The sequence below is a fragment of the Acetobacter aceti NBRC 14818 genome (assembly GCF_000193495.2).
GTDB lineage: Bacteria > Pseudomonadota > Alphaproteobacteria > Acetobacterales > Acetobacteraceae > Acetobacter > Acetobacter aceti.
Genome location: NZ_AP023410.1, coordinates 2,511,780 through 2,531,618 on the forward strand (window position 1 = coordinate 2,511,780; position 19,839 = coordinate 2,531,618).

At 53.1% G+C, this 19,839-nt stretch carries 16 protein-coding genes and 1 riboswitch; of the genes, 12 read left to right on the forward strand and 4 right to left on the reverse strand.

Going from position 1 to position 19,839, the window contains the following annotated elements; genetic code table 11:
- Positions 1–21: 21 nt before the first annotated feature.
- The gene (locus EMQ_RS11560; protein WP_010666525.1) at positions 22–210 is read right to left on the reverse strand and encodes a hypothetical protein; all 189 of its coding nucleotides are present in this window, start codon (positions 208–210) and stop codon (positions 22–24) included.
- A 184-nt stretch (positions 211–394) separates the two neighbouring features.
- Positions 395–895, reverse strand: coding sequence for a DUF721 domain-containing protein (locus tag EMQ_RS11565; protein WP_010666524.1), 501 nt, complete (start codon positions 893–895; stop codon positions 395–397).
- An 11-nt stretch (positions 896–906) separates the two neighbouring features.
- Between EMQ_RS11565 and EMQ_RS11570 the strand changes: the two genes are divergently transcribed.
- The 4 genes from EMQ_RS11570 to EMQ_RS11585 all read left to right on the forward strand — a co-directional run bounded on the left by EMQ_RS11570 (position 907) and on the right by EMQ_RS11585 (position 5,619).
- Positions 907–1,992: an A/G-specific adenine glycosylase gene (locus EMQ_RS11570; protein ID WP_026200060.1), complete on the forward strand. Its 1,086-nt coding sequence runs from the start codon at positions 907–909 to the stop codon at positions 1,990–1,992.
- 48 nt (positions 1,993–2,040) lie between these two features.
- Entirely contained in the window at positions 2,041–2,679 is a 639-nt protein-coding gene (locus EMQ_RS11575; protein WP_010666522.1) for a hypothetical protein, read from the forward strand.
- Between the two features lie 98 nt (positions 2,680–2,777).
- The gene (gene hemH / locus EMQ_RS11580; protein WP_026200059.1) at positions 2,778–3,818 is read left to right on the forward strand and encodes a ferrochelatase; all 1,041 of its coding nucleotides are present in this window, start codon (positions 2,778–2,780) and stop codon (positions 3,816–3,818) included.
- A gap of 460 nt (positions 3,819–4,278) precedes the next feature.
- Complete coding sequence (locus EMQ_RS11585; protein ID WP_231367938.1) at positions 4,279–5,619, forward strand: hypothetical protein; 1,341 nt, start codon at positions 4,279–4,281, stop codon at positions 5,617–5,619.
- Between the two features lie 280 nt (positions 5,620–5,899).
- Here EMQ_RS11585 and EMQ_RS11590 read toward each other — a convergent pair whose 3' ends face one another.
- On the reverse strand, positions 5,900–7,210 hold the full coding sequence (locus EMQ_RS11590) for a hypothetical protein (RefSeq protein ID WP_190653913.1): 1,311 nt from the start codon (positions 7,208–7,210) through the stop codon (positions 5,900–5,902).
- On the opposite strand from EMQ_RS11590, the gene EMQ_RS11595 reads away from it, so the two are divergent.
- The 8 genes from EMQ_RS11595 to cobD all read left to right on the forward strand — a co-directional run bounded on the left by EMQ_RS11595 (position 7,164) and on the right by cobD (position 18,379).
- On the forward strand, positions 7,164–7,988 hold the full coding sequence (locus EMQ_RS11595; protein WP_081617470.1) for an IS5-like element IS12528 family transposase: 825 nt from the start codon (positions 7,164–7,166) through the stop codon (positions 7,986–7,988). The genes EMQ_RS11590 and EMQ_RS11595 overlap by 47 nt on opposite strands.
- Positions 7,989–8,770: 782 nt before the next feature.
- Positions 8,771–8,991, forward strand: a riboswitch (cobalamin riboswitch).
- Between the two features lie 113 nt (positions 8,992–9,104).
- Positions 9,105–9,512, forward strand: a complete 408-nt coding sequence (locus EMQ_RS11600; RefSeq protein ID WP_010665778.1) for a DUF1636 family protein — start codon at positions 9,105–9,107, stop codon at positions 9,510–9,512.
- Positions 9,509–10,570, forward strand: coding sequence for a cobalamin biosynthesis protein CobW (gene cobW, locus EMQ_RS11605; protein WP_010665779.1), 1,062 nt, complete (start codon positions 9,509–9,511; stop codon positions 10,568–10,570). Before EMQ_RS11600 ends, cobW begins: the two co-directional genes overlap by 4 nt.
- A gap of 7 nt (positions 10,571–10,577) precedes the next feature.
- Positions 10,578–13,931 carry a cobaltochelatase subunit CobN gene (cobN, locus tag EMQ_RS11610; RefSeq protein ID WP_010665780.1) on the forward strand — a complete coding sequence of 1,118 codons (3,354 nt, stop codon included), beginning with the start codon at positions 10,578–10,580 and terminating at the stop codon, positions 13,929–13,931.
- 32 nt (positions 13,932–13,963) lie between these two features.
- Positions 13,964–15,286, forward strand: coding sequence for a cobyrinate a,c-diamide synthase (locus EMQ_RS11615; RefSeq protein WP_026200057.1), 1,323 nt, complete (start codon positions 13,964–13,966; stop codon positions 15,284–15,286).
- Entirely contained in the window at positions 15,283–15,891 is a 609-nt protein-coding gene (gene cobO, locus EMQ_RS11620; protein ID WP_010665782.1) for a cob(I)yrinic acid a,c-diamide adenosyltransferase, read from the forward strand. Before EMQ_RS11615 ends, cobO begins: the two co-directional genes overlap by 4 nt.
- Positions 15,891–17,357: a cobyric acid synthase gene (locus tag EMQ_RS11625; protein WP_010665783.1), complete on the forward strand. Its 1,467-nt coding sequence runs from the start codon at positions 15,891–15,893 to the stop codon at positions 17,355–17,357. Before cobO ends, EMQ_RS11625 begins: the two co-directional genes overlap by 1 nt.
- Entirely contained in the window at positions 17,354–18,379 is a 1,026-nt protein-coding gene (cobD, locus tag EMQ_RS11630) for a threonine-phosphate decarboxylase CobD (RefSeq protein ID WP_010665784.1), read from the forward strand. Before EMQ_RS11625 ends, cobD begins: the two co-directional genes overlap by 4 nt.
- Positions 18,380–18,487: 108 nt before the next feature.
- On the opposite strand, the gene EMQ_RS11635 is transcribed toward cobD, so the two are convergent.
- The gene (locus EMQ_RS11635; RefSeq protein ID WP_187326299.1) at positions 18,488–19,834 is read right to left on the reverse strand and encodes a PQQ-dependent sugar dehydrogenase; all 1,347 of its coding nucleotides are present in this window, start codon (positions 19,832–19,834) and stop codon (positions 18,488–18,490) included.
- Positions 19,835–19,839: the final 5 nt, after the last annotated feature.

Genomic DNA, 19,839 nt, shown 5'->3' on the forward strand with positions numbered 1-19,839 from the left:
TTTTCGTTAGGATCTGTTGGTTCAGTCTACGGGAGAAAGTGACGGCTTCGCCTGCTTTTCCACGTCTTTGACCAGTTCGGGATTGGTGCGGCGCAGCAGGCTGGCGCGCAGCATGATGGCGGTATCCCGAGCCGATGACTGTCGCCAGCGGATGAGAAAGTCTCGATCCGCCTGCAAATCCGGCTCGTGTGTTTCGGGAGAGTCTTTCATAAAACCTGGTTCCGGGGTTCTTCTTGGGTCAGTGATTCGTACCCGGAAGAAACACCAGGCAGTTCATTGTGGGCTCTTCTCTCACGTCCCCATGATTCGAAAGTAAATTATCTGCACTTCGGCCCTGTGTTTCTGTAATACCAGAATCGTGTCCCTTTCAGGGCAGTGGAGTGCAGCTTCGGGGTTATTTCCGGGTGGCGTTCCGTTCAGCAAGACGGGTGCCCAGCGCTTCCAAGGCATCCCGCAGTGGTCCTTCCGGCATATCATCAACGATGACAGGTGGCACATTGGGGGGCGTGCGGCGCACGGAACGACCCGACGCCTGACTGGAGGGCTGGAAATCCTGCGTCATCTTGAGACGCTCAACGATCCGCTGGCCGCACCACATGTTGATCCGGTCAATCAGGGCGGTCTGCATGTGCTGGATTTCCATGGCGACAGGGCCACGGCAGGCAATGGTGAGCGTGCTCGCTGACAGTTTGCGCGGCTCGGTGCGCGTTCCGAGTGACTCTCCCACAATCTGCATCCAGTCGATGAACAGCGTCACGCTTGCAGGCGAGCGTTTGCGGAAGGCTTCCCGTGTCAGGTTGGGGATCATGCTGCCCAGATCGCGCGGCTTGAAGGAGCGACGCGGGGGCTCGGCTGTTGCTGTCTCGCTCTTGCGTGCCGGTCGTGCGGGTTTCATAAACTGGCTCCGTGATTCCCTCAGACTCAGATCTTCTCGCATGGTACGACCATAACCGCAGAACGCTTCCCTGGCGCGCCTTGCCGGGGGAAACGGCTGATCCTTACCATGTCTGGATCAGCGAGATCATGCTGCAGCAGACAACGGTCGCTGCCGTCATTCCCTACTACCACAATTTTCTCAAACGGTTCCCTGATATTGCGGCGCTCGCCCGTGCTCCACTGGACGAAGTGCTACAGGCATGGTCAGGTCTGGGCTACTACTCCCGCGCCCGCAATCTCCATCGCTGCGCGGAGGAGGTGGTTCGTCTGGGGGGATTTCCTCGTGATGTAACCGGTTTGCAGGCCTTGCCGGGCATTGGAGCTTATACGGCGGCGGCCATAGCGGCGATTGCTTTCGGTATTCCGGTCGTTCCTGTCGACGGGAATGTGGAGCGGATTTCAGCCCGTATCTTCGCCGTGCAGGAGCCGATGCCGGGAGCGAGGAAGCTGCTGGCGGCCAAGGCCGTAACGCTCAATGGTGGTCCGGAGGCACATAAGCGGCCATCGGACTTCGCGCAGGCCCTGTTTGATCTTGGCGCCACGCTCTGCGTGCCCCGTTCTCCCGCCTGCGTGCTGTGTCCGTGGCAGAAATCCTGCAAGGCGCGGAAACTTGGCATACAGGCGGAACTGCCGAAAAAATCTCCCAAGGCCGAACGTCCCACCCGTCATGGCGTGCATTTCCTGTTGATGGATGATGCAGGTCAGATGCTGGTCAGACGGCGTCCTCCGCAGGGGTTGCTGGGGGGAACGATAGAACTGCCGGGACCGGAGTGGCGGGAGAAACCGTGGAGCACGGATGAGGCGGAGGCGGTCGCTCCTTTTGCCGATCGCGTGTCCGGGGGGCTTCTTGTTCCACAATGGACGAGTGTGGGAACGGTCAAGCACGTCTTTACGCATTTTACGCTACTGATTGATGTGTATGCGGCACGGGTGCGAAGTCTGCCCAATCCCCGTGAGGAAGAAGGCTTTCCTGTCGCGCTTGAAAAGGTGGATGGACTTGCGCTTTCTTCTCTCATGCGGAAATGCGTGAAAACTGGTGTAAAAGGGTCTGACTGACGATCGCGCTTCTCCGGAAGGAGAAACAATGACGGCAAGGAGAGAACTGTGGCGGAGACACCGCGTGCTGATGAAATCTGGCTTTACGACAGCTACGGTCGGTTTCTGCATAACGATGCCCTCGATGACCGGTTGGTGGCCCGCGCGCCTGCCGATCTACCCAATGGCTTGCCGGGGCTGATCTTCGGGATCGACCCGACGCGAAGCGAGGATCCGTTCGTGCTGCTCAAGCGTGAAACGCGTCCGATGCCTTTGCCGCAGATCGAGCCGGTCATGGAGGAGGGTGTGGCGCTCGCTTTCCGCATTCTGGACAGCGAAGGTCCGTATGCCGATGCCCGAAACGGATTTATCGCCACCAGACAGGACGGAAGTGTCGTGCTCGGGACTCCGGAACGGGGTGAGGGTATTCTGTTTGCACCTATGCCTTTCTACACGGCCAGAAGCCTGTTTCCGGCCTCAGGTATAGAACTGACAGATCATCATGGGCTCGTGGTGCCTGCGCCCCAGCCTCTGACGGGGCTGCGCGTGCAGATTGCCGGACGGCCTTATTCGCTGGAAGTCGGGGGTGATCTGCTCGCCCGGATGGGCGAACTCTCACCGGGTGAAACGGTCTCTCTGGTCTTGCCCGCGACAGCGACGGAGCCCGGAACGACGATTATGGCGACCCGAAAAGCACACTCATCATAAAAGGCTGGAGGCAGGCACCCCGGAGGTGACCTGTCCCGGCCTGTTAACTGTCTTTCCTATTCCGGCCATCATGTCGGATGTACTGTCCGGTGATGTTTATGGCCTTTATTCACGTCACATCCCAAGAAGCAGCCGCCGCTCCCATGGGGCGTGGACGCATTGGTGTGCTGCTCACCAATCTCGGAACGCCGGATGACACCAATTTTGGTGCGGTGCGTCGGTACCTGTCGGAGTTTCTCTCCGATCAGCGTGTGATCGAAGCCAACCCCGCCATCTGGCAGCCGATATTGCAGGGTGTGGTTCTGACGGTCCGGCCGGGCCGCAGCGGCAAGGCTTACAAGCGGATCTGGAACGAGGAAAAAAACGAAAGTCCCCTGCGCACCTATACAAGAGAACAGGCGGAGTTGCTGGCGGCGCGATTTCAGACCGATGATGTCCGGGTCGGTTGGGGTATGCGTTATGGCTCGCCGTCAGTAGGTGAGGCTGTAACGGAACTGATGCGTGAAGGGTGTGATCGCATCCTTTTCATGCCGCTTTATCCGCAGTACAGCGCGACGACGACGGCCACGGCCAATGATCAGCTGTTCCGTTTTCTGATGACGGTAAGACGGCAGCCGGCCATCCGCACCCTGCCGGCGTTTGCGGATGATCCTGTTTATATCAAGGCTCTTGCCGAGACATTGCAGCTTGCCCTGTCGGGTTTGTCTGAAAAGCCCCAGATGATCGTGACGTCTTTTCATGGGTTGCCGAACGAGTATGTCGCCAAAGGTGACCCGTATCGTGAGGATTGCGAACGGACGGTCGTGGCGCTGCGTGCTGCCATGGGTCTGTCCGATGAAGACATGCCTCTGACGTTTCAGTCGCGTTTTGGACCTGCGAAATGGCTGGAGCCCTACACAACTCCGTTTGTTGCGGCATTGCCCGCAAAGGGTATTACGCGCGTCGCCGTTATCACACCGGGGTTCATGGCGGATTGTATCGAAACGCTGGATGAACTGGGCAACGAACTGAGAGATGAGTTCATGGCGGCGGGAGGAAAGGAATTGACGCTTGTTCCGTGCCTGAATGCCTGTCCACAAGCCATTGACCTGTTGGAACATCTTGCCCGTTCCGAGCTGTCCGGTTGGGTGAAGCTCTGAGTGTTTTTTCCTGATCAGCAAGGTTTTGGTGTGCTGGTCAGGATTTCTTCGTTTTTGTTCGTGCTGCGTTGAATTTGCATAGCGTTCTGGAGACAGGGCATCGTTGCTTTCTGATGAACTGGCTCAGGATATTCCTGTCTTGAGTGAATCTGGTTGATCAAATCACTTGGGGAGAGCTTTTTCTGGGATGGTTGTCTCCTTATTATGATTGTATCTTTTTTTATAAAAGTATATTTTTATTATAATAATAAAGTAAATGAGTCAATTTATTCTGTATTTGTTCTTATTTTCTATGAGATTTTAAGGGTTTGTGCAGAATTTGTTAACTAATTTTTCTTAACGTCAGGGCTCTGTCGCCGGACAATTGTTCGGTTCCCGAAAGCCGCACATCACGATGTTGCTTCTGTAGATGAAAAACTTGCAGACGTAATAAGGTGAGGTGCTGATGGAATGTGAATTCATGAGCAACATCAGTCGTAATGCTTCAGCCAAACTCGAGAAAAACACGAGTGAAGTTCCGGTCGCTTATGTGGAAGGCGGCTGGTACGGACGTTCTTCAGTTGCCGATACACAGCAGGCAGGCGTGTCCTCAGTTTCAACGACACTTAGCAGTCAGTCATCATTGGGATCGGAACAAGAGAACGATTTTCCGTCTTCTTCGGTTGCGGCTTCGGGAACAGGTGATCTCTCCACAGCGGTTGATCTGTCTATTTCCGGTGAAGATGAGGATCAGGTGGCGTCATCTTCTGATGAAGTGGCTACGAAGGTTTCATCTGATCTGGGAAGTGATGAGTCTGTTGTTGTTTTTGGAAGCCCGGCAAGTATTTCTCAGACGCTGGCCAATGACGGTTCCGCTGTTCTGAAGAGCAGCACTGATGCTTCCGCAATGGAAGATCAGACGAAAGCACAGACAGTATCTTCTGCTGCGGATATCGGCTCGTTAAGTGATGCTGTATTGCCGCAGGCAAGTTATGGCGTTCCATGGATTGCGTTGACAGATTCCAGTGCAAATGTCTCGACCAGCGAAAATGCTGTGGCAACGGGCGCGGCAAATGCGGGTGTTTCACAGGAAAATGCTGCTTCCCTGATGGCATCCACAGATCAGAGCACAACCACGCCGGATACAACAGAAGCGACTCTGTTGAGTGCAGTAGGTACGACCGATGTGTCGAATCAAGCGGATAACTCGTCTGTTTCCGTGACCAGCACTCTCTCGGGGGCGAATGATATTGTCGTCAACAACGGAGTGATTGCTCTGGATGGTGGAACCAACACCGTCGTCGCCCAAAATGATGGGACTGTCTCTGTTTGGAGTGCTGCTGGTTCAACAAACTTCAATGACGCTGGTTCAGGAAATGCCGAGTTCTACGTCACCGGTACGGGCACATTTGATGTTCAGGATACAGGTTCCGGTGACGCTACTCTGAAAGTCATCCAAACGGCTTCTTCAGATGCCTCGGGAACAATTACGGGAGGCGCCAGGCATCTGGATGTGACGACGGGGTCTGGTGCTGTCAGTATTGTCGCGGGTCTGGGTGGTCTGGATCTTTCGACGGCAGGTTCCGGTGCATTGCAAATCGATGTGACACAAGGGACTGATCATATTCTGATTGCAGGTGACCAGACAGGAAATGTGACTGTTTCCGGTGCCGTGGTGAATACAGATGCCAATTTTGGTATTATGGGTGTGACATCAGAGCAGGTTATCAACGGGAACTTCGTTGTGGGTCTGACAGATGGTAATTCAGTGACGTTTCTTGGAGCAGCTGGAAGCGATAATATTACGCTGTATCTTGCCTAATGAATCATAAAGCAGGAATCGCATGACATGGCTGAAAACGCTATGAGAGCGGAGATGTAAAATCACAGAGATGTAGCGTGTTTAGTAATATTATAGGTTAGATGATTATATTAAACGATTTATTTTTAATAAATAACGCTAATAAAATACTTTTATAAAGTGTATAAATATTAATTATTTATTATTTATATAGCGTTTCAAAAAAACGTTTCTTTTTTACTTATCTTCAAAGGAGTTCTGCTGGAGTGAATCCAGCAGAACTTGCCCATCAACAAAAAGCTCAGGACAACTTGAAGCTGCTGGCCTGCAGAGAATTGTTGTCATGCACATCCGACAGCAGCACTGAGGTGTGGTTGTCAATATTAAGCAGAGTGCCTGATGTATTCGTGGTGGCGTTTTGCAGGATAGATCCCAGATCCGACTGTGTAAGGCCGAAACCGGACAGTTCAATGACGTTGTGAGCGGAAGCTGTGAAGTCCATTATCACATCAGTAGCGCCAGCTGCCGTTTTGATGATGTCAAAGGTATTACCTGTACCGGAACCACCGGTCATCTGCATGCTGCTATAAGCCTTGAATGTGTCACCCCCGGTGCCGCCTGTAGCAGTGAAGGAACCAGAGTTACTCGCGGCACTGATGAAAGTCATCGAACCGGTGCCGTCCTGGACGACGGACTGATGTCCTGTACCGCCTGTAATGGTGGAACCCGTTCCCCAGACATTGAGGTTCAGCTGTGCGGTTGAATCCATGGTGCCAAAAGAGGCATAAACGGATTGACCTTGAATATAGTTAGTGCCCTGAATTGAACCGGTAACGTAAAAACTACCGTAACCGCCAGACGCGAAGTCACCATTACCATCTGTAGCCCAGTTGACCAGCGAATTCTTCAACGCTCCGACGGTCGTGCCGGTGCCGTCCGTCGTCAGGTTGCTGTTGGTCAGGGTAACAATTGAACTGTTACGTCCCAGCGTGACATCGGAGTTGGAAATCAAATTTGCGATTGTCTTTATGCCTGCATTGATCGTTCCGTTATTGAACGTATCAAAGACCGAATCGGAGCCTGTCGTGATGGTGGTATTGGAGCATTGCAGGAACTGGGATTTGGCTCCCGTTACAATGGTGGCCCCATTGGCATCGACAAAGCTACTGTAAGCTCCGGTATAAAGATTACCGGTAGCGTCAATAAAGGTATTTCCAACAGAATTGGCGGCGTTCACTGTTCCCGCAAAATCTGAAATGGTATTATTTCCACCTGTGATAGTCAGGTTATTGCTGCTGGTAGAAGATGCAAAGCTGATTTTACTGTCGGTTCCGTTCATAGTCACATCAACATTGCCGAAAATATAGGCTGTATTGTTGTACCAGACGGTCAGATCAGCAGCATTGCTGCCGATGTTCTGGACTATGTAGTTTTGGCCTGACGTGAGATATGTCGATGAATTCTCATCATCGAACAGTATCGTTTTGTAGGCATTGCCTGAGAGCCCTTTTGGAAATTCGCTATGATAGGTTTTCAAGAGGTTTTGAGCGTGATTCAAAGGCAGGATGTGGACGCCAGCACAACGAGGCCGCATGGCCGAAATTACACGCAAGACGAAACGCTATCCGTCTGATCTGACAGATGAGGAATGGGAGCGCATAGCGCCTCTGATGCCCCCTGCGAACCGGCGTGGTCGGAAACGGACAACCGATTTCCGTGAGATCATCAATGCTCTGCGCTATCTCGTGCGCTCAGGCTGCGGTTGGGAGATGCTTCCGGTTCATTTTGGCCCATGGCAAACGGTTTACTGGTGGTTCCGCAGGCTGATGCGCCGTTTCCTGTTCCAGACCATTCATGATGTCTGTCTGATGCTTGATCGTGAAGCGGCAGGACGCGAAACCAGTCCATCGGGTGGTGTCATTGATAGCCAGAGTATCAAGGCACCCCACGCAAAGACACGTGGTTATGACGCAGGCAAGAAGATCGTCGGTCGGAAACGTCACATCGCAGTTGATACGGATGGCCGCCTTCTCCTGGTCCAGCTGACAACAGCCGATATTTCGGACAGTGCAGGAGGACAGATGATCCTTGATGCCATTCGTAAACGCTGGCCTTGGGTGAAGCACCTGTTCGCCGATGGAGCCTATGACCGCCTCCAGTTGATGGATAAGGCCACTTTTCTCGACTTCACAGTCGAGATCATCCGGCGGTCAGAGACAGCAAAAGGGTTTGAAATCCTGCCGCGTCGGTGGGTTGTGGAACGGACCTTCGGTTGGATGATCCGCTGGCGTCGCCTTGTGAAGGACTACGAACAGCGGATCGACGTCGCAGAGGCCATGATCCACATCGCCATGGGAAGCCTCATGCTACGCCGAAACGCTCATCCGTGAATTTCCAAAAGGGCTCTGAAGCGTTCGAGACCATTGAAAACCTCGTAATTTTGTTTGTTGTTCATTTTTTGAACTGCCTGAATTGCTTTGCCACAAGGAGACAAAAAGGTAAACAAGAAACCAAAAATGAAAGCAAAAGTGATTAATTTAACTTTCTGATAATCTTTCAAATGATTGCAGTTTTCTGTTCCGATGTGATTTTGGCAATTGTTTCTCTGAAGTGAGAAGGTAATTTCTTTATTCAACAATGATATGGTGGAAAATTAGTTAATTTTTTGTTAATATTTGCGATATTGATAGTATATTTATGGTAATCTATTGAGGTATGTGGCGCATAATATAGAAATGTTATTTCAATATTATGCAATTTAGGATGGATTTTTTATAATTAATAAAAAATATATTTACAATTTCATATTTATTTATGAAATATATATTTTATAAAATAATTGTAAAAATATTATATGTATTTTATAAAAGTAATACAATAATTTTATATATCAATAATACATATTATTTTTTAATAAATATATAATAATATTGCGCATTATACATTATGAAAAAATAATAATGAAAGAGGTATTTGTGGTATTTAAAAATATATTTTGGAGTTTATTTCATATATTTATCTGAAAATATATAACTATACAGATATAATAGTCAATAAAATTGTTAATTGAAAGGAGAATTTCTTATAATATCCAGTAAACAAGACAGAAAGCACTCTATTGCTATTGAATGCTGCGAGAGGTGTGTTCTGCTTTGACAGTCCTTGGCCTCGCCGATAGACAGATGGGGATGGTGTTCCGCAAGGAACTGAAAAGGGAAGCCGGTGCGGTCCTAAACCAACTCCGGCGCTGCCCCCGCAACTGTAGACGGTTTGTGACGTCCCTCTTTCTCCCGTGACGGGAGAACGCCACTGGAATTTTCCGGGAAGGCGTGGGTGTCCGGGATATCTGTCCCGATCGTGAGTCAGGAGACCTGCCGTCATAAATAATGAAGTGTCATGGCCCGGCGGGGTGCCCGGATCATGAGGGCCCGCGCTCTTCGTGTGCTCCCTCCTGTTGGAGGCCTTGCTGACCGCACCCTGTTTTTGCAAGGACGCAAGGACAGGACATGAATGATCTGCCTGCCGGAACCAACGAAACAATTCAGACGGACCGTCCAACTCTGCATGTTTGCGTGACATGCCGACGCTCCGCTCCGGAAGCCGTGCCGCTTGGGCGCACACTTTACGAGACACTGCTCGATAAAGCCGATACGGCGAGTGTGATTCTTCAGCCGGTCTCATGTCTGGCTGCCTGTAGCAATGGTTGCACAGCAACCATTTCGATGCCCGGAAAATGGGCTTGGCTGCTTGGCCATCTCAATCCCGACAAAGCCGACGATCTCCTGATCTACGCAAGTCTGTACGCAGCATCGAAAACCGGCACCGTCATGCCGTCCAAACGTCCGCTTTCTTTGAACGACATGATTCTGGGCCGCTTTCCAGCCCTGCTTCCCACACCACAGGAGCCGATATGAATTCCATAGCCCCAACGTCCCCATCTGCTGTTGGCGTAAAGATTCCTGTCACCGTGATCACCGGTTTTCTGGGAGCGGGCAAGACCACGCTGCTGCGAAATCTCCTCTCGCAGGCGCAGGGACGACGAATTGCCGTCGTGGTCAATGAGTTCGGCTCATTGGGAATCGATGGTGAAACACTGCGATCCTGCGGCATCGAAGGTTGCCCGGATGAGGATATCGTTGAACTCACCAATGGCTGCCTGTGCTGCACCGTTGCGGATGATTTCCTGCCGACCATGCGTGCCCTGATCGACCGGCCGCAACCGCCTGAGCATATCGTGATCGAAACATCGGGTCTCGCTCTGCCAAAGCCGTTGCTTAAGGCGTTCGGCTGGCCGGATATCCGTACACGGATGACTGTGGACGGCGTCATCACACTGGTCGATACGCCTGCGGTCGCGGCTGGCCGATTTGCTGATGATCCGGAAGCAATTGCCGCCCAGCAGGCTGCCGATCCTTCCCTTGATCACGATAATCCTCTGGCAGAAGTGTTCGAGGATCAACTGCTGTCGGCCGATCTGGTGGTTCTGAACAAGACCGATCTGCTGGATGAAGTCGAACTGGAAAACGTAGAGGCGGAAATCACCGCGCTCTTGCCGCGTAAGCGGGTAATGCTCCGGGCCGTGGAAGGTAAGCTTGATCCGGCAGTGCTGCTCGGACTTGATGCTGGCGCGGAAGATGATCTCATGGCGCGTCCTTCTCATCATGACGGTGCTGATGAGCACGAACATGATGATTTCGACTCGTTTGTCGTTACTGTGCCTGAGCAGAATAGTGCGGACGCCTTTGTGAAGCATCTGGCTAAAGTCGCGGTCCAGTTCGATATCCTGCGTCTGAAAGGTTTTGCCGCCGTAAAGGGCAAGCCCATGCGGTTGGCAGTGCAGGGCGTGGGCAACCGGATGCGTCATGCCTTCGACAAGCCTCTGACAGGTGACGATCGGACGGGACGCCTTGTTGTCATCGGCCAGAAAGGGCTGGATCGTCAGGCTATCGAAATGGCTTTACAGGCGCTCTGAGTCTCTCATGCACCTCCTTGTCCGGGATCAATTGTCCATCGACGAACAGGATGTGGCCGAAGATCTCGGCCATGCGCCCGCTGACGTCATCGTCCTGTCCTTCACGGACAGCGATCTACTCTCTCTTGAGCGGGCCTACGAAAGAATGGCGGACCCGGGCTTTTCGCTGAGATTGGTGAATCTCGCTCGTCTGCGTCATCCCATGTCGATCGACCTGTATGTTGAGCAGACCATTGCCTATGCGCGGTGCGCGGTGATCCGTCTGCTGGGGGGACTGGAATACTGGCGCTATGGTGTTGAGGAAGTAGCGTCCTGCTGCCGTTCCCAGGAAATTCCGTTTATCCTGCTGCCCGGTGATGATCGGGAAGATACCCAGATCGCCGCTTGGTCCACCGCAGAAAGTGAAATCTGCTTACGGCTAAGCGGTTTTCTGAAAGAAAGCGGTCCACGCAATACTAATGAAGCCCTGAAACTCATGCGTTATACCGCTGGGTTGGGTGAAGATGACGGCGCATTGCCTGAGGTTCTTCCGGCTGCGGGTATTTACCGACACGCCCGTAATGATCTCGCATTGCGTGCCACACTGGTTTTCTATCGGGCGCATCTGCTGTCGGGTGACACAGATGCTATCGATGGGCTGGCTGACAAGCTTGAACAGCACGGCATGGCGACCGAAGTCCTGTTTGTCTCATCCCTGAAACAGGCAGACGTCGCAACGTGGATTGAAGACCGTCTGCTCGCAGCGGCACCCGACATCGTGCTCAATGCGACGGTCTTCGCTGTCAGGGGAGAAGGTATGGTGACATCCCCTCTTGAGGCGGCTGGTGTAACGATTCTGCAGCTTGTACAGCCTGCGTCCACTGAAGGCGCGTGGCGAGAGAGCTTTCGGGGCCTAGGCCAGTCCGATCTGGCCATGCAGATTGTCCTGCCTGAACTGGACGGCCGGATTGCGACGGCTCCCATTTCCTTCAAGGAGGAGGCGACGCCCGGTCATCCGGCGCGTCGTAAAGCATGGCGATCGGGGATCGATGCCACGGTGCGGCAGGCTTTGGGATGGGCGCGTCTTGGACATCTCGCTGCAGCAGACATGAAACTGGCAATCATCCTGTCCGATTATCCCGGAGCAAGTGAGGCAAGTGTCTCAGCACAGGTTGCGCATGCTGTCGGGTTGGACAGCTTTGCCAGTCTGTCCAGTATTCTGGAGATGTTACGCGATGCGGGCTACAATTGCGGTGACTCTGCGAACGCTGATTCTGAGAGGTTGGTCACAACGCTGACGCAAGGAACAGAATGCACGGTCTGGTCTCTTTCTGACTACAGGCGTCATTTTGAGGACCTGCCTGAGTCTTTTCGTCTGTCGGTTATGGCTGCATGGGGCGAGCCGGAGGACGAGCCGTTATTACGAGATGGTCTGTTTTGTTTCCGCTTTTGCCATTTGGGGCATGTGGTGATCGCCGTGCAGCCGGACCGGGGACGGCATGAGGATCGAAAAACGCAGTATCACGACCCGGATGTACCGCCATGTCACGGCTATATCGCTTTTTATCTGTGGCTGCGTCTGGTCTGTAAGATTGACGCTATGGTTCACCTGGGGGCGCATGGTACGCTGGAGTGGCTGCCGGGAAAAGCGGTCGCATTGTCCGAAAGTTGCTGCCCGTCTGTCCTGACGGCAGGCATGCCGGTGATCTATCCATTTATCGTCAACAATCCCGGTGAAGCGGCGGTGGCGAAACGACGTCTGGGTGCCGTAACCATCGGGCATATGACACCGCCGGTGATGAAAGCAGGTCTCTTCGGAGATATGGCGGAACTTGAAGCATTGATCGATGAATATGCAGAAGCCGACGGGATGGATCGTCGTCGTGTGACATTGCTGCGTCGTGATATTCTCAACCGGGCATCCAGCATAGGTGTACTGGCGGAAAGTGGTGTTCGATCCGCAGAAGGCGATGAAGCTGAAGCGCTTGCTCGACTGGATGCCTATCTCTGCGACGTAAAGGACCTCCAGATTCGTGATGGGCTGCATGTCTTCGGACAGATGGCTCCAAAAAGTAATGATCTTGTAAAAACGGTTTCGAATCGCTCCGGTGTTGATGAGGAGAGCGTGACACAGCGCCTTGTTCTCAGCGCTCAGCAGGAGCGTGAATCTTTTCTGGCGGCACTCGAAGGGCGCTTTGTTGAGCCCGGTCCAGCTGGTGCACCGACACGTGGGCGTCTTGATGTCCTGCCCACAGGTAGAAACCTTTTCACAATTGATCCTCGGGCGATTCCAACGCCTGTTGCCGTAGAACTGGCTCGTGCGCAGGCAGAGCAGATTTTGACGCGGCATTTGCAGGAAGAAGGCGAGCCGCTGCGTCATTTGGTCATGGATCTGTGGGGATCGGCAAGTTTACGGACTGGTGGAGAGGATCTGGCGCTTGCGTTGCTGTTGATGGGGGTCAAGCCTTTATGGGATCGCACCAGTGGCAGGGTCAGTGGGATCGATATTGTTCCCATGCCGGTGCTTGATCGTCCGCGTGTCGATGTCACATTGCGTGTTTCCGGTTTTTTCCGGGATACCTTCCCAGCACAAATTGGTCTTTTTCGACAGGCAGTTGAAGCTGTTGCTGCGCGCCGGGAAAGTGACGACTGGAATCCGCTCGCCGCAGCTTGTGTAGACAACACTTCTGTTCCTTCACGTGTTTTCGGGCCTGCACCCGGATCATATGGCACCGGTCTGGAAAATGTCTTGCAGACAGGAAGCTGGACGGAGCGCGCTGATCTCGCGAATGCGTATCTTGATGCCAATAGCTGGAGTTATGACAAGGAGCAGGATCAGTTTCAGGATAATGACGGTCTGAGCCGTCAGATCGGGCAGGCGGATGTTATTCTGCACATACAGGATCATGCCGAAACGGATATTCTGGAAACGTCTGACATGGCTGCGCATGAAGGCGGACTGGCTGCTGTCGCGGCATTCCTCGATAAGAAACCGGTTATGTGGCACGGCGATACATCAGATCCCGATGGTCCGAAGCTGCGGAATACAGAGGCAGAAATTGTCCGTGTCGTGAGAGGACGACTGACAAATCCCCGTTGGCTGTCCGGGATGCGACGACATGGCTATCGGGGAGCTGCGGAAATGTCGCGCGGAGTGGATGCGTTGGCTGCTTTTGCAGCAATGTTGCCGACGCGGTTCGATCATCAGTTCGATCTGGTGTTTGATGCGATGCTGGCCGATTCTGACACTGATTCTTTCATAAAAGCAGCGAATCCTGCCGCACATCAGGCTATTCACGACCGACTCAAGGAAATGCTGCGACGGGGTCTGTGGCATCCCCGGAAAAACAGTGCGTATGATAGCTTGGGTGGCCAGGTATGAGCACGATTTCGAAAACTGCTGTGACGGGCATGATGCCGAAGGCTCTCATGATTGCAGCACCGCGATCAGGTGGTGGTAAAACAACAGTAACTTTGGGATTACTGGCAGCTCTCAGAGAACAAGGTATACGGGTGAGAGGGGCCAAGACAGGACCGGATTATATTGATCCAGCTTTTCATGAAGCAGTGACAGGACAACCAAGTTTCAATCTCGATAGCTGGGCAATGCCTTCGCCCGTGCTTGAAGGATTGCTGTCAGATGCTTTGCAGGACACGGATCTTTTGATTGTGGAATCCGCCATGGGGCTGTTCGATGGCCTGATGGAGCCAGAAGGAGCACGCGGAGCACCGTCCGACATTGCTGCCCGGTTTGAGATTCCTGTCGTGCTTGTGCTCGATGTTTCGGGGCAGGGCCAATCGGCTGGCGCCGTAGCGCATGGATTTGCAACGCTGAATGCGCATGTGCGGATTGCGGGCGTTATTCTCAATCAGGTTGCTTCACCGCGTCATCTTGCTATGGCGGCAGGTGCGGTTCAGTCCGCTGGTCTGCCCGTATTGGGTGCGTTTATGAGAGATAAGACGCTGGTGTTGCCGGAACGTCATCTCGGATTGGTGCAGGCGCGGGAACAGTCCGAATTGCAGACAGTATTGCGCCATCTGGCGGATCGGACTGTCAAGGCGCTGGATATGGACGTCCTGCTGGCGGTGGCAAAACCACTGTCCGTGGGAAGTGCTTCACCGGTTGTGGCTATGTCGCCTCCCGGACAGCGGATTGCCTTAGCTGATGATGCGGCTTTTTCGTTTTTTTACGGACATATCGCACAGAGTTGGCGACAAGCCGGTGCGGAAATTGTGCCATTTTCACCGTTAGCGGATGAAGCTCCTGATCCGTCGTGCGATGTATGCTGGTTGCCGGGAGGATATCCTGAATTACATGCTGGCGTCTTGTCATCGGCCAGAAACTTTCATCATGGATTGAGAAAGTTTGCAGAATCTCGTCCGGTTCATGGTGAGTGTGGCGGGTTCATGGTGCTGGGAAAGGCGCTGGAAGATGCGCAAGGCATCCTTCATCCAATGGCTGATCTGCTTGGTCATGTCACTAGTTTTGCAAAACGAAAGATCAATCTGGGCTACCGTGAAGCTGTGCTACGCGCATCCTGTGCGCTGGGAGAAGCAGGAACACGTTTTCGGGGACATGAGTTTCATTACGCTCAGGTGACTGATCTCGGTTCAGATCAGCCTCTCGTAAATCTTTTTGATGGAACTGGGAAAGAACTTGGGCCAGCTGGTGGGCAGCGTGGTCTGGTTTCCGGTTCGTATTTTCATGTGATGGCAGAATGGGAAAAACAGGCATGACTGATGAGGCAGACAACCAGCGACATCAGATGAAGATGCAGCGACGCAAGGAAGTGCAGGATCAGGAAGTTGCTGAAAAGACCATTGAAAAAGGTCTTCTCGCCATCAATACAGGCCCGGGGAAAGGGAAGTCGACAGCAGCGTTCGGTCTGGCCTTGCGGATGCTGGGGCGCGGCAAGCGGGTTATTGTGGTTCAGTTTATCAAGGGAGCCTGGTCCACAGGCGAGAAAATCGCGCTTGAGCGGTTTGATGATCTGCTTGAATGGCACACGCTTGGCGAAGGTTTTACGTGGGAAACGCAGGATAAAGGCAGGGATATTGCGGCGGCAGTTCGTGCGTGGGAAGTGTCGCGCATTGCCCTGCGTCGCGAAGATGTGGGACTGGTTGTGCTGGACGAACTGAATATCGCCTTACGTTATGATTATCTGCCGCTGGAAATGGTGCTTGAGGATCTCGCGGCGCGTCCGACCATGCAGCATGTGGTGATAACCGGCCGCAACGCCCCAGCTGCTCTGGTGGAAGCAGCTGATCTGGTCACGGAGATGACGCTTGTGAAGCATCATTTCAAGGCAGGCGTAAAAGCGCAGGAAGGTATCGAATTCTGATGGCGCGTGCGCTGATGTTTCAGGGAACCGGCTCCAGTGTCGGCAAGTCTGTGCTGGTGGCAGGCCTCGCTCGGGTGTTGACCAGACGAGGTTTGCGTGTGCGGCCCTTCAAGCCTCAGAACATGTCCAACAATGCCGCGGTGACTGCCGATGGTGGCGAAATCGGAAGAGCACAGGCATTGCAGGCGCGGGCCTGCGGTGTGCCGCCAACCGTGGATATGAATCCCGTGTTGCTGAAACCGCAGAGTGACGTCGGTGCGCAACTTGTTGTTCGGGGAAAGGTTCAGCGAGCTTTTCAGGCGAAGGAATATGCTTCGATCAAACCCACATTGATGCCTGAGGTGCTCGACGCATTTTACGGACTGGCCGATCAGGCGGATATTGTTCTGGTGGAAGGGGCCGGGTCTGCTTCCGAAATCAATTTGCGTGCACATGATATTGCCAATATGGGCTTTGCACAGGCGGCGGATATGGATGTCGTGCTGGTCGGCGATATTGACCGGGGTGGAGTCATAGCCAGCCTTGTGGGAACGAAGACGGTTTGTGATAAAAAAGACTCTAATCGGATCAAGGGGTTTATTGTAAACCGGATGCGGGGTGATCCTTCATTATTTGCGGATGGCATGGATTTTATTGCTGATCGGACAGGGTGGGAAGCTCTTGGTCTGGTCCCGTACTGTGATGCCGTGCGTGCTCTGCCTGCCGAGGATGCTGCCGATTTGCAGACGGTTTCCAAACGCGGCGCACGGGTCAGAGTTGTCGTACCGCATATGCCCTGCATCGCCAACTTCGATGATCTTGACCCAGTGAATGCGATGCCCGCTGTGGATCTTCTGATTGTTGAGTCTGGTCAGTCACTGCCTGTTTGCGATCTTGTCATTCTGCCCGGATCGAAAGCAACAATTTCTGATCTGAAGTTTTTTAGAAATCAGGGATGGGATGTAGATCTTGTCGGACATGTCCGACGGAAAGGGGCTGTTCTGGGAATCTGTGGTGGCTACCAGATGTTGGGACAGTTGATTTCTGATCCTGACGGCGTGGAAGGAAGCATGACTGAAACAGCGGGCTTGGGTTTGCTGGATGTGACGACATGCCTGACGTCGGATAAGCAGCTTATCGAAGTGGAGGGACTGCTTCTTCCTGAAAATGTTCCTGTCAGTGGCTATGAAATTCACATGGGTCGGACAACAGGTGCCGCATGTGAACGACCATTTGCGTCAATAGTAGGGCAGAATGAAGGGGCCTGTTCGGCCGATGGTCGTATATGGGGAACCTATCTGCATGGGGTGCTGTCCAATGGTGCAGCAAGACAGGCTTTGCTGAACAGGATCGGTCTGGATACGGGCTCATTGAGAGATCACGTTGAGGACGTGGAAGAAGCTCTGGATTCTTGGGCTGATCATCTCGAAAAGCATGTTGATATCGGAGCGTTGCTGGCATTGGCTCGTGTAGTGAAAAGGTCATGACTGTTCTGCCAGAAATCCCTGAGCATGGCGGGCAGGTTGAACTGGTCATGCGGGCATTTCCAGAAGCTCCAGAGCCATTTATTGATCTCTCGACAGGTATCAGTCCTTATCCCTATCCATTCGGAAAATTACAGCAAACTGATCTGGTCCGCCTTCCCGAGCAGGGAGAAGAAGAAAGACTGATTGATGCGGCCATGCAGGCATACGGCGTACAGTCGCCAAAGCTTGTTGTTGCTGGTCCGGGAACGCAGCTTCTGATTTCTCTGCTTCCTTATGTGCTGAAAAGCAGACAGGTCATTGTGCTCGGTCCCACTTACAGTGGCCATGCGACTGCATGGCGCAATGCTGGTTCTGATGTTCATACCGTCAGTGAGATTGAGAGGTTCAGGGAAGAAACAGCGCGACCCGGTCGTGTTGGTATTCTATGCAATCCGAACAATCCGGATGGACGTCGCCACGATCCGCTGGCTCTTCTGGCTTTGGCTGAACGTTGCGAGCGTGTGGGAAGCCATCTGATTATCGATGAAGCCTATGCTGATTTTGAAAATCATATCAGCGTAACTTCCTATCTTCCACATCCTGCCTTGAGTGTTCTCAGGTCTTTTGGAAAAACTTATGGTCTTCCCGGTGTTCGGTTGGGTTTTTTGCTGACTGCGGAAACTCTGGCTGAGCGTATGAGGAGTATGCTTGGTGCATGGGCCGTTGGAACGGCTGCGATTACCATAGGATGCAAGGCTCTGAATGATCGGGAGTGGCTGGATCAACAGAAAATGAAACTTGTCTGTGATATGCAAAGGTTTTTAATTCTTTGTCGGAAAATGGATATTTCTGTTGTCGGACATACCAGCTTGTTTGCTCTTGCCAGAAGCAATGAGGCGCTCGACTTATGGTCTCATTTATGTAAGCAGGGTATTGTTACACGATCTTTTTCAGAAAGGCTGACCGATATTCGATTTGGATTGCCTCGTTCGGAAGCTGGATGGCAGAGGCTGGAGCATGCTTTTAAAACGTGGCGTCCATAACAGCGAGTCGCTTTACAGAGTATTCCTTCGACAACAAAAATCAGAATCATTGTTCTTGAGTGGGAGAGCGTTTCGCAACGGAACCACTCTCCCCACCGAGACGCTCTCTTACTGAGTAGCTGCTGCGGTCACCCGCCAGACCGCGTTCCCGACATCGTCTGCCACCAGCAGCGCACCGTCCCTGTCCAGCGCAAGGCCAACAGGACGGCCATACACATGATCTTCGTCACCCGTCAGAAAGCCGGTGAGAACATCCTTCGGTGTACCAGTGGGTTTTCCATTCTCAAAAGGCACATAGATCACCTTGTAACCACTTTTGGGCCGTCGGTTCCATGAGCCGTGCTGGGCAATGAACAGGCCACTACGCCAGTCGGTTGGCAACGCCTGCGCATCCATAGCAAAAGCAACACCAAGAGAGGCTGTGTGTGGGCCGATTGCGTAATCCGGGATAATAGCCTGCGTGACCAGCGATGGATTTTCAGGTTTCACACGAGCGTCGACATGCTGACCGTAATAGCTATAGGGCCAGCCGTAAAATCCGCCTTCTTTGACTGCTGTGATATAGTCCGGCACCAGATCGCTGCCGATTTCATCCCGTTCGTTAACCGCAACCCAGAGAGCGCCGGTTTGTGGCTCCCATGCCAACCCATTGGGATTGCGCAGACCCGTGGCGTAGGGAGTCAGGGTGCGGCTTGCGAGATCCAGACGCAGGATGCGCGCCCGGTCCTTTTCCGCTTCCATGCCATTTTCCGCGACATTGCTGTTCGATCCCACCGTGACAAACAGAGACTGTCCATCGGGTGCGGCCAGAATGTTCTTGGTCCAGTGGTGATTATATCCCGACGGAAGGTCGACAACCTTCTCGCCCGGTTCGCTGATATGGGTTTCGCCCTCGTGATAGGGGAAACGCATGATCGCATCGGCATTGGCGACATAGAGGTTGTTTCCGATCAGCGCCATCCCGAACGGGGAGTGGAGATGTTCAAGAAAGACCTCGTGCGTGTCAGCCTGTCCTGACTGCCTGGAATCTCTCAGCAGGATGATTCTGTCGGGACTTTTGCCTCCGGCTCCGGCTTTCTTCATGAAGAAGTTGGCAAAGACACTTTTGACAGAGTTCGCATCCGTGCCCGGCGATTCGGATTCGGCCACCAGAATGTCACCGTTGGGCAATTTGTACAGCCAGCGCGGATGATCCAGACCGGTTGCATACGGCGTGACCGTCAGACCAGCCGCTGCGACAGGATGAGCATCGTTCTGCCATCCGACAGGTGAGGCGACATTGATTGTCGGAACCAGTCGCGGGTCGGGAGCGGGCAGCGTGGGCCGGGGGCCTGTGCCTTCCGCCACGGGCAGCGTCGCCCTCTCATTCTGCAGGACAGTTTTCCAGAGGCCGCCCCCAATCAGGACGATGACGACGGCGCCCCCGAGCCCGTAAATCCAGGTCTTTCGTGACATGCTCT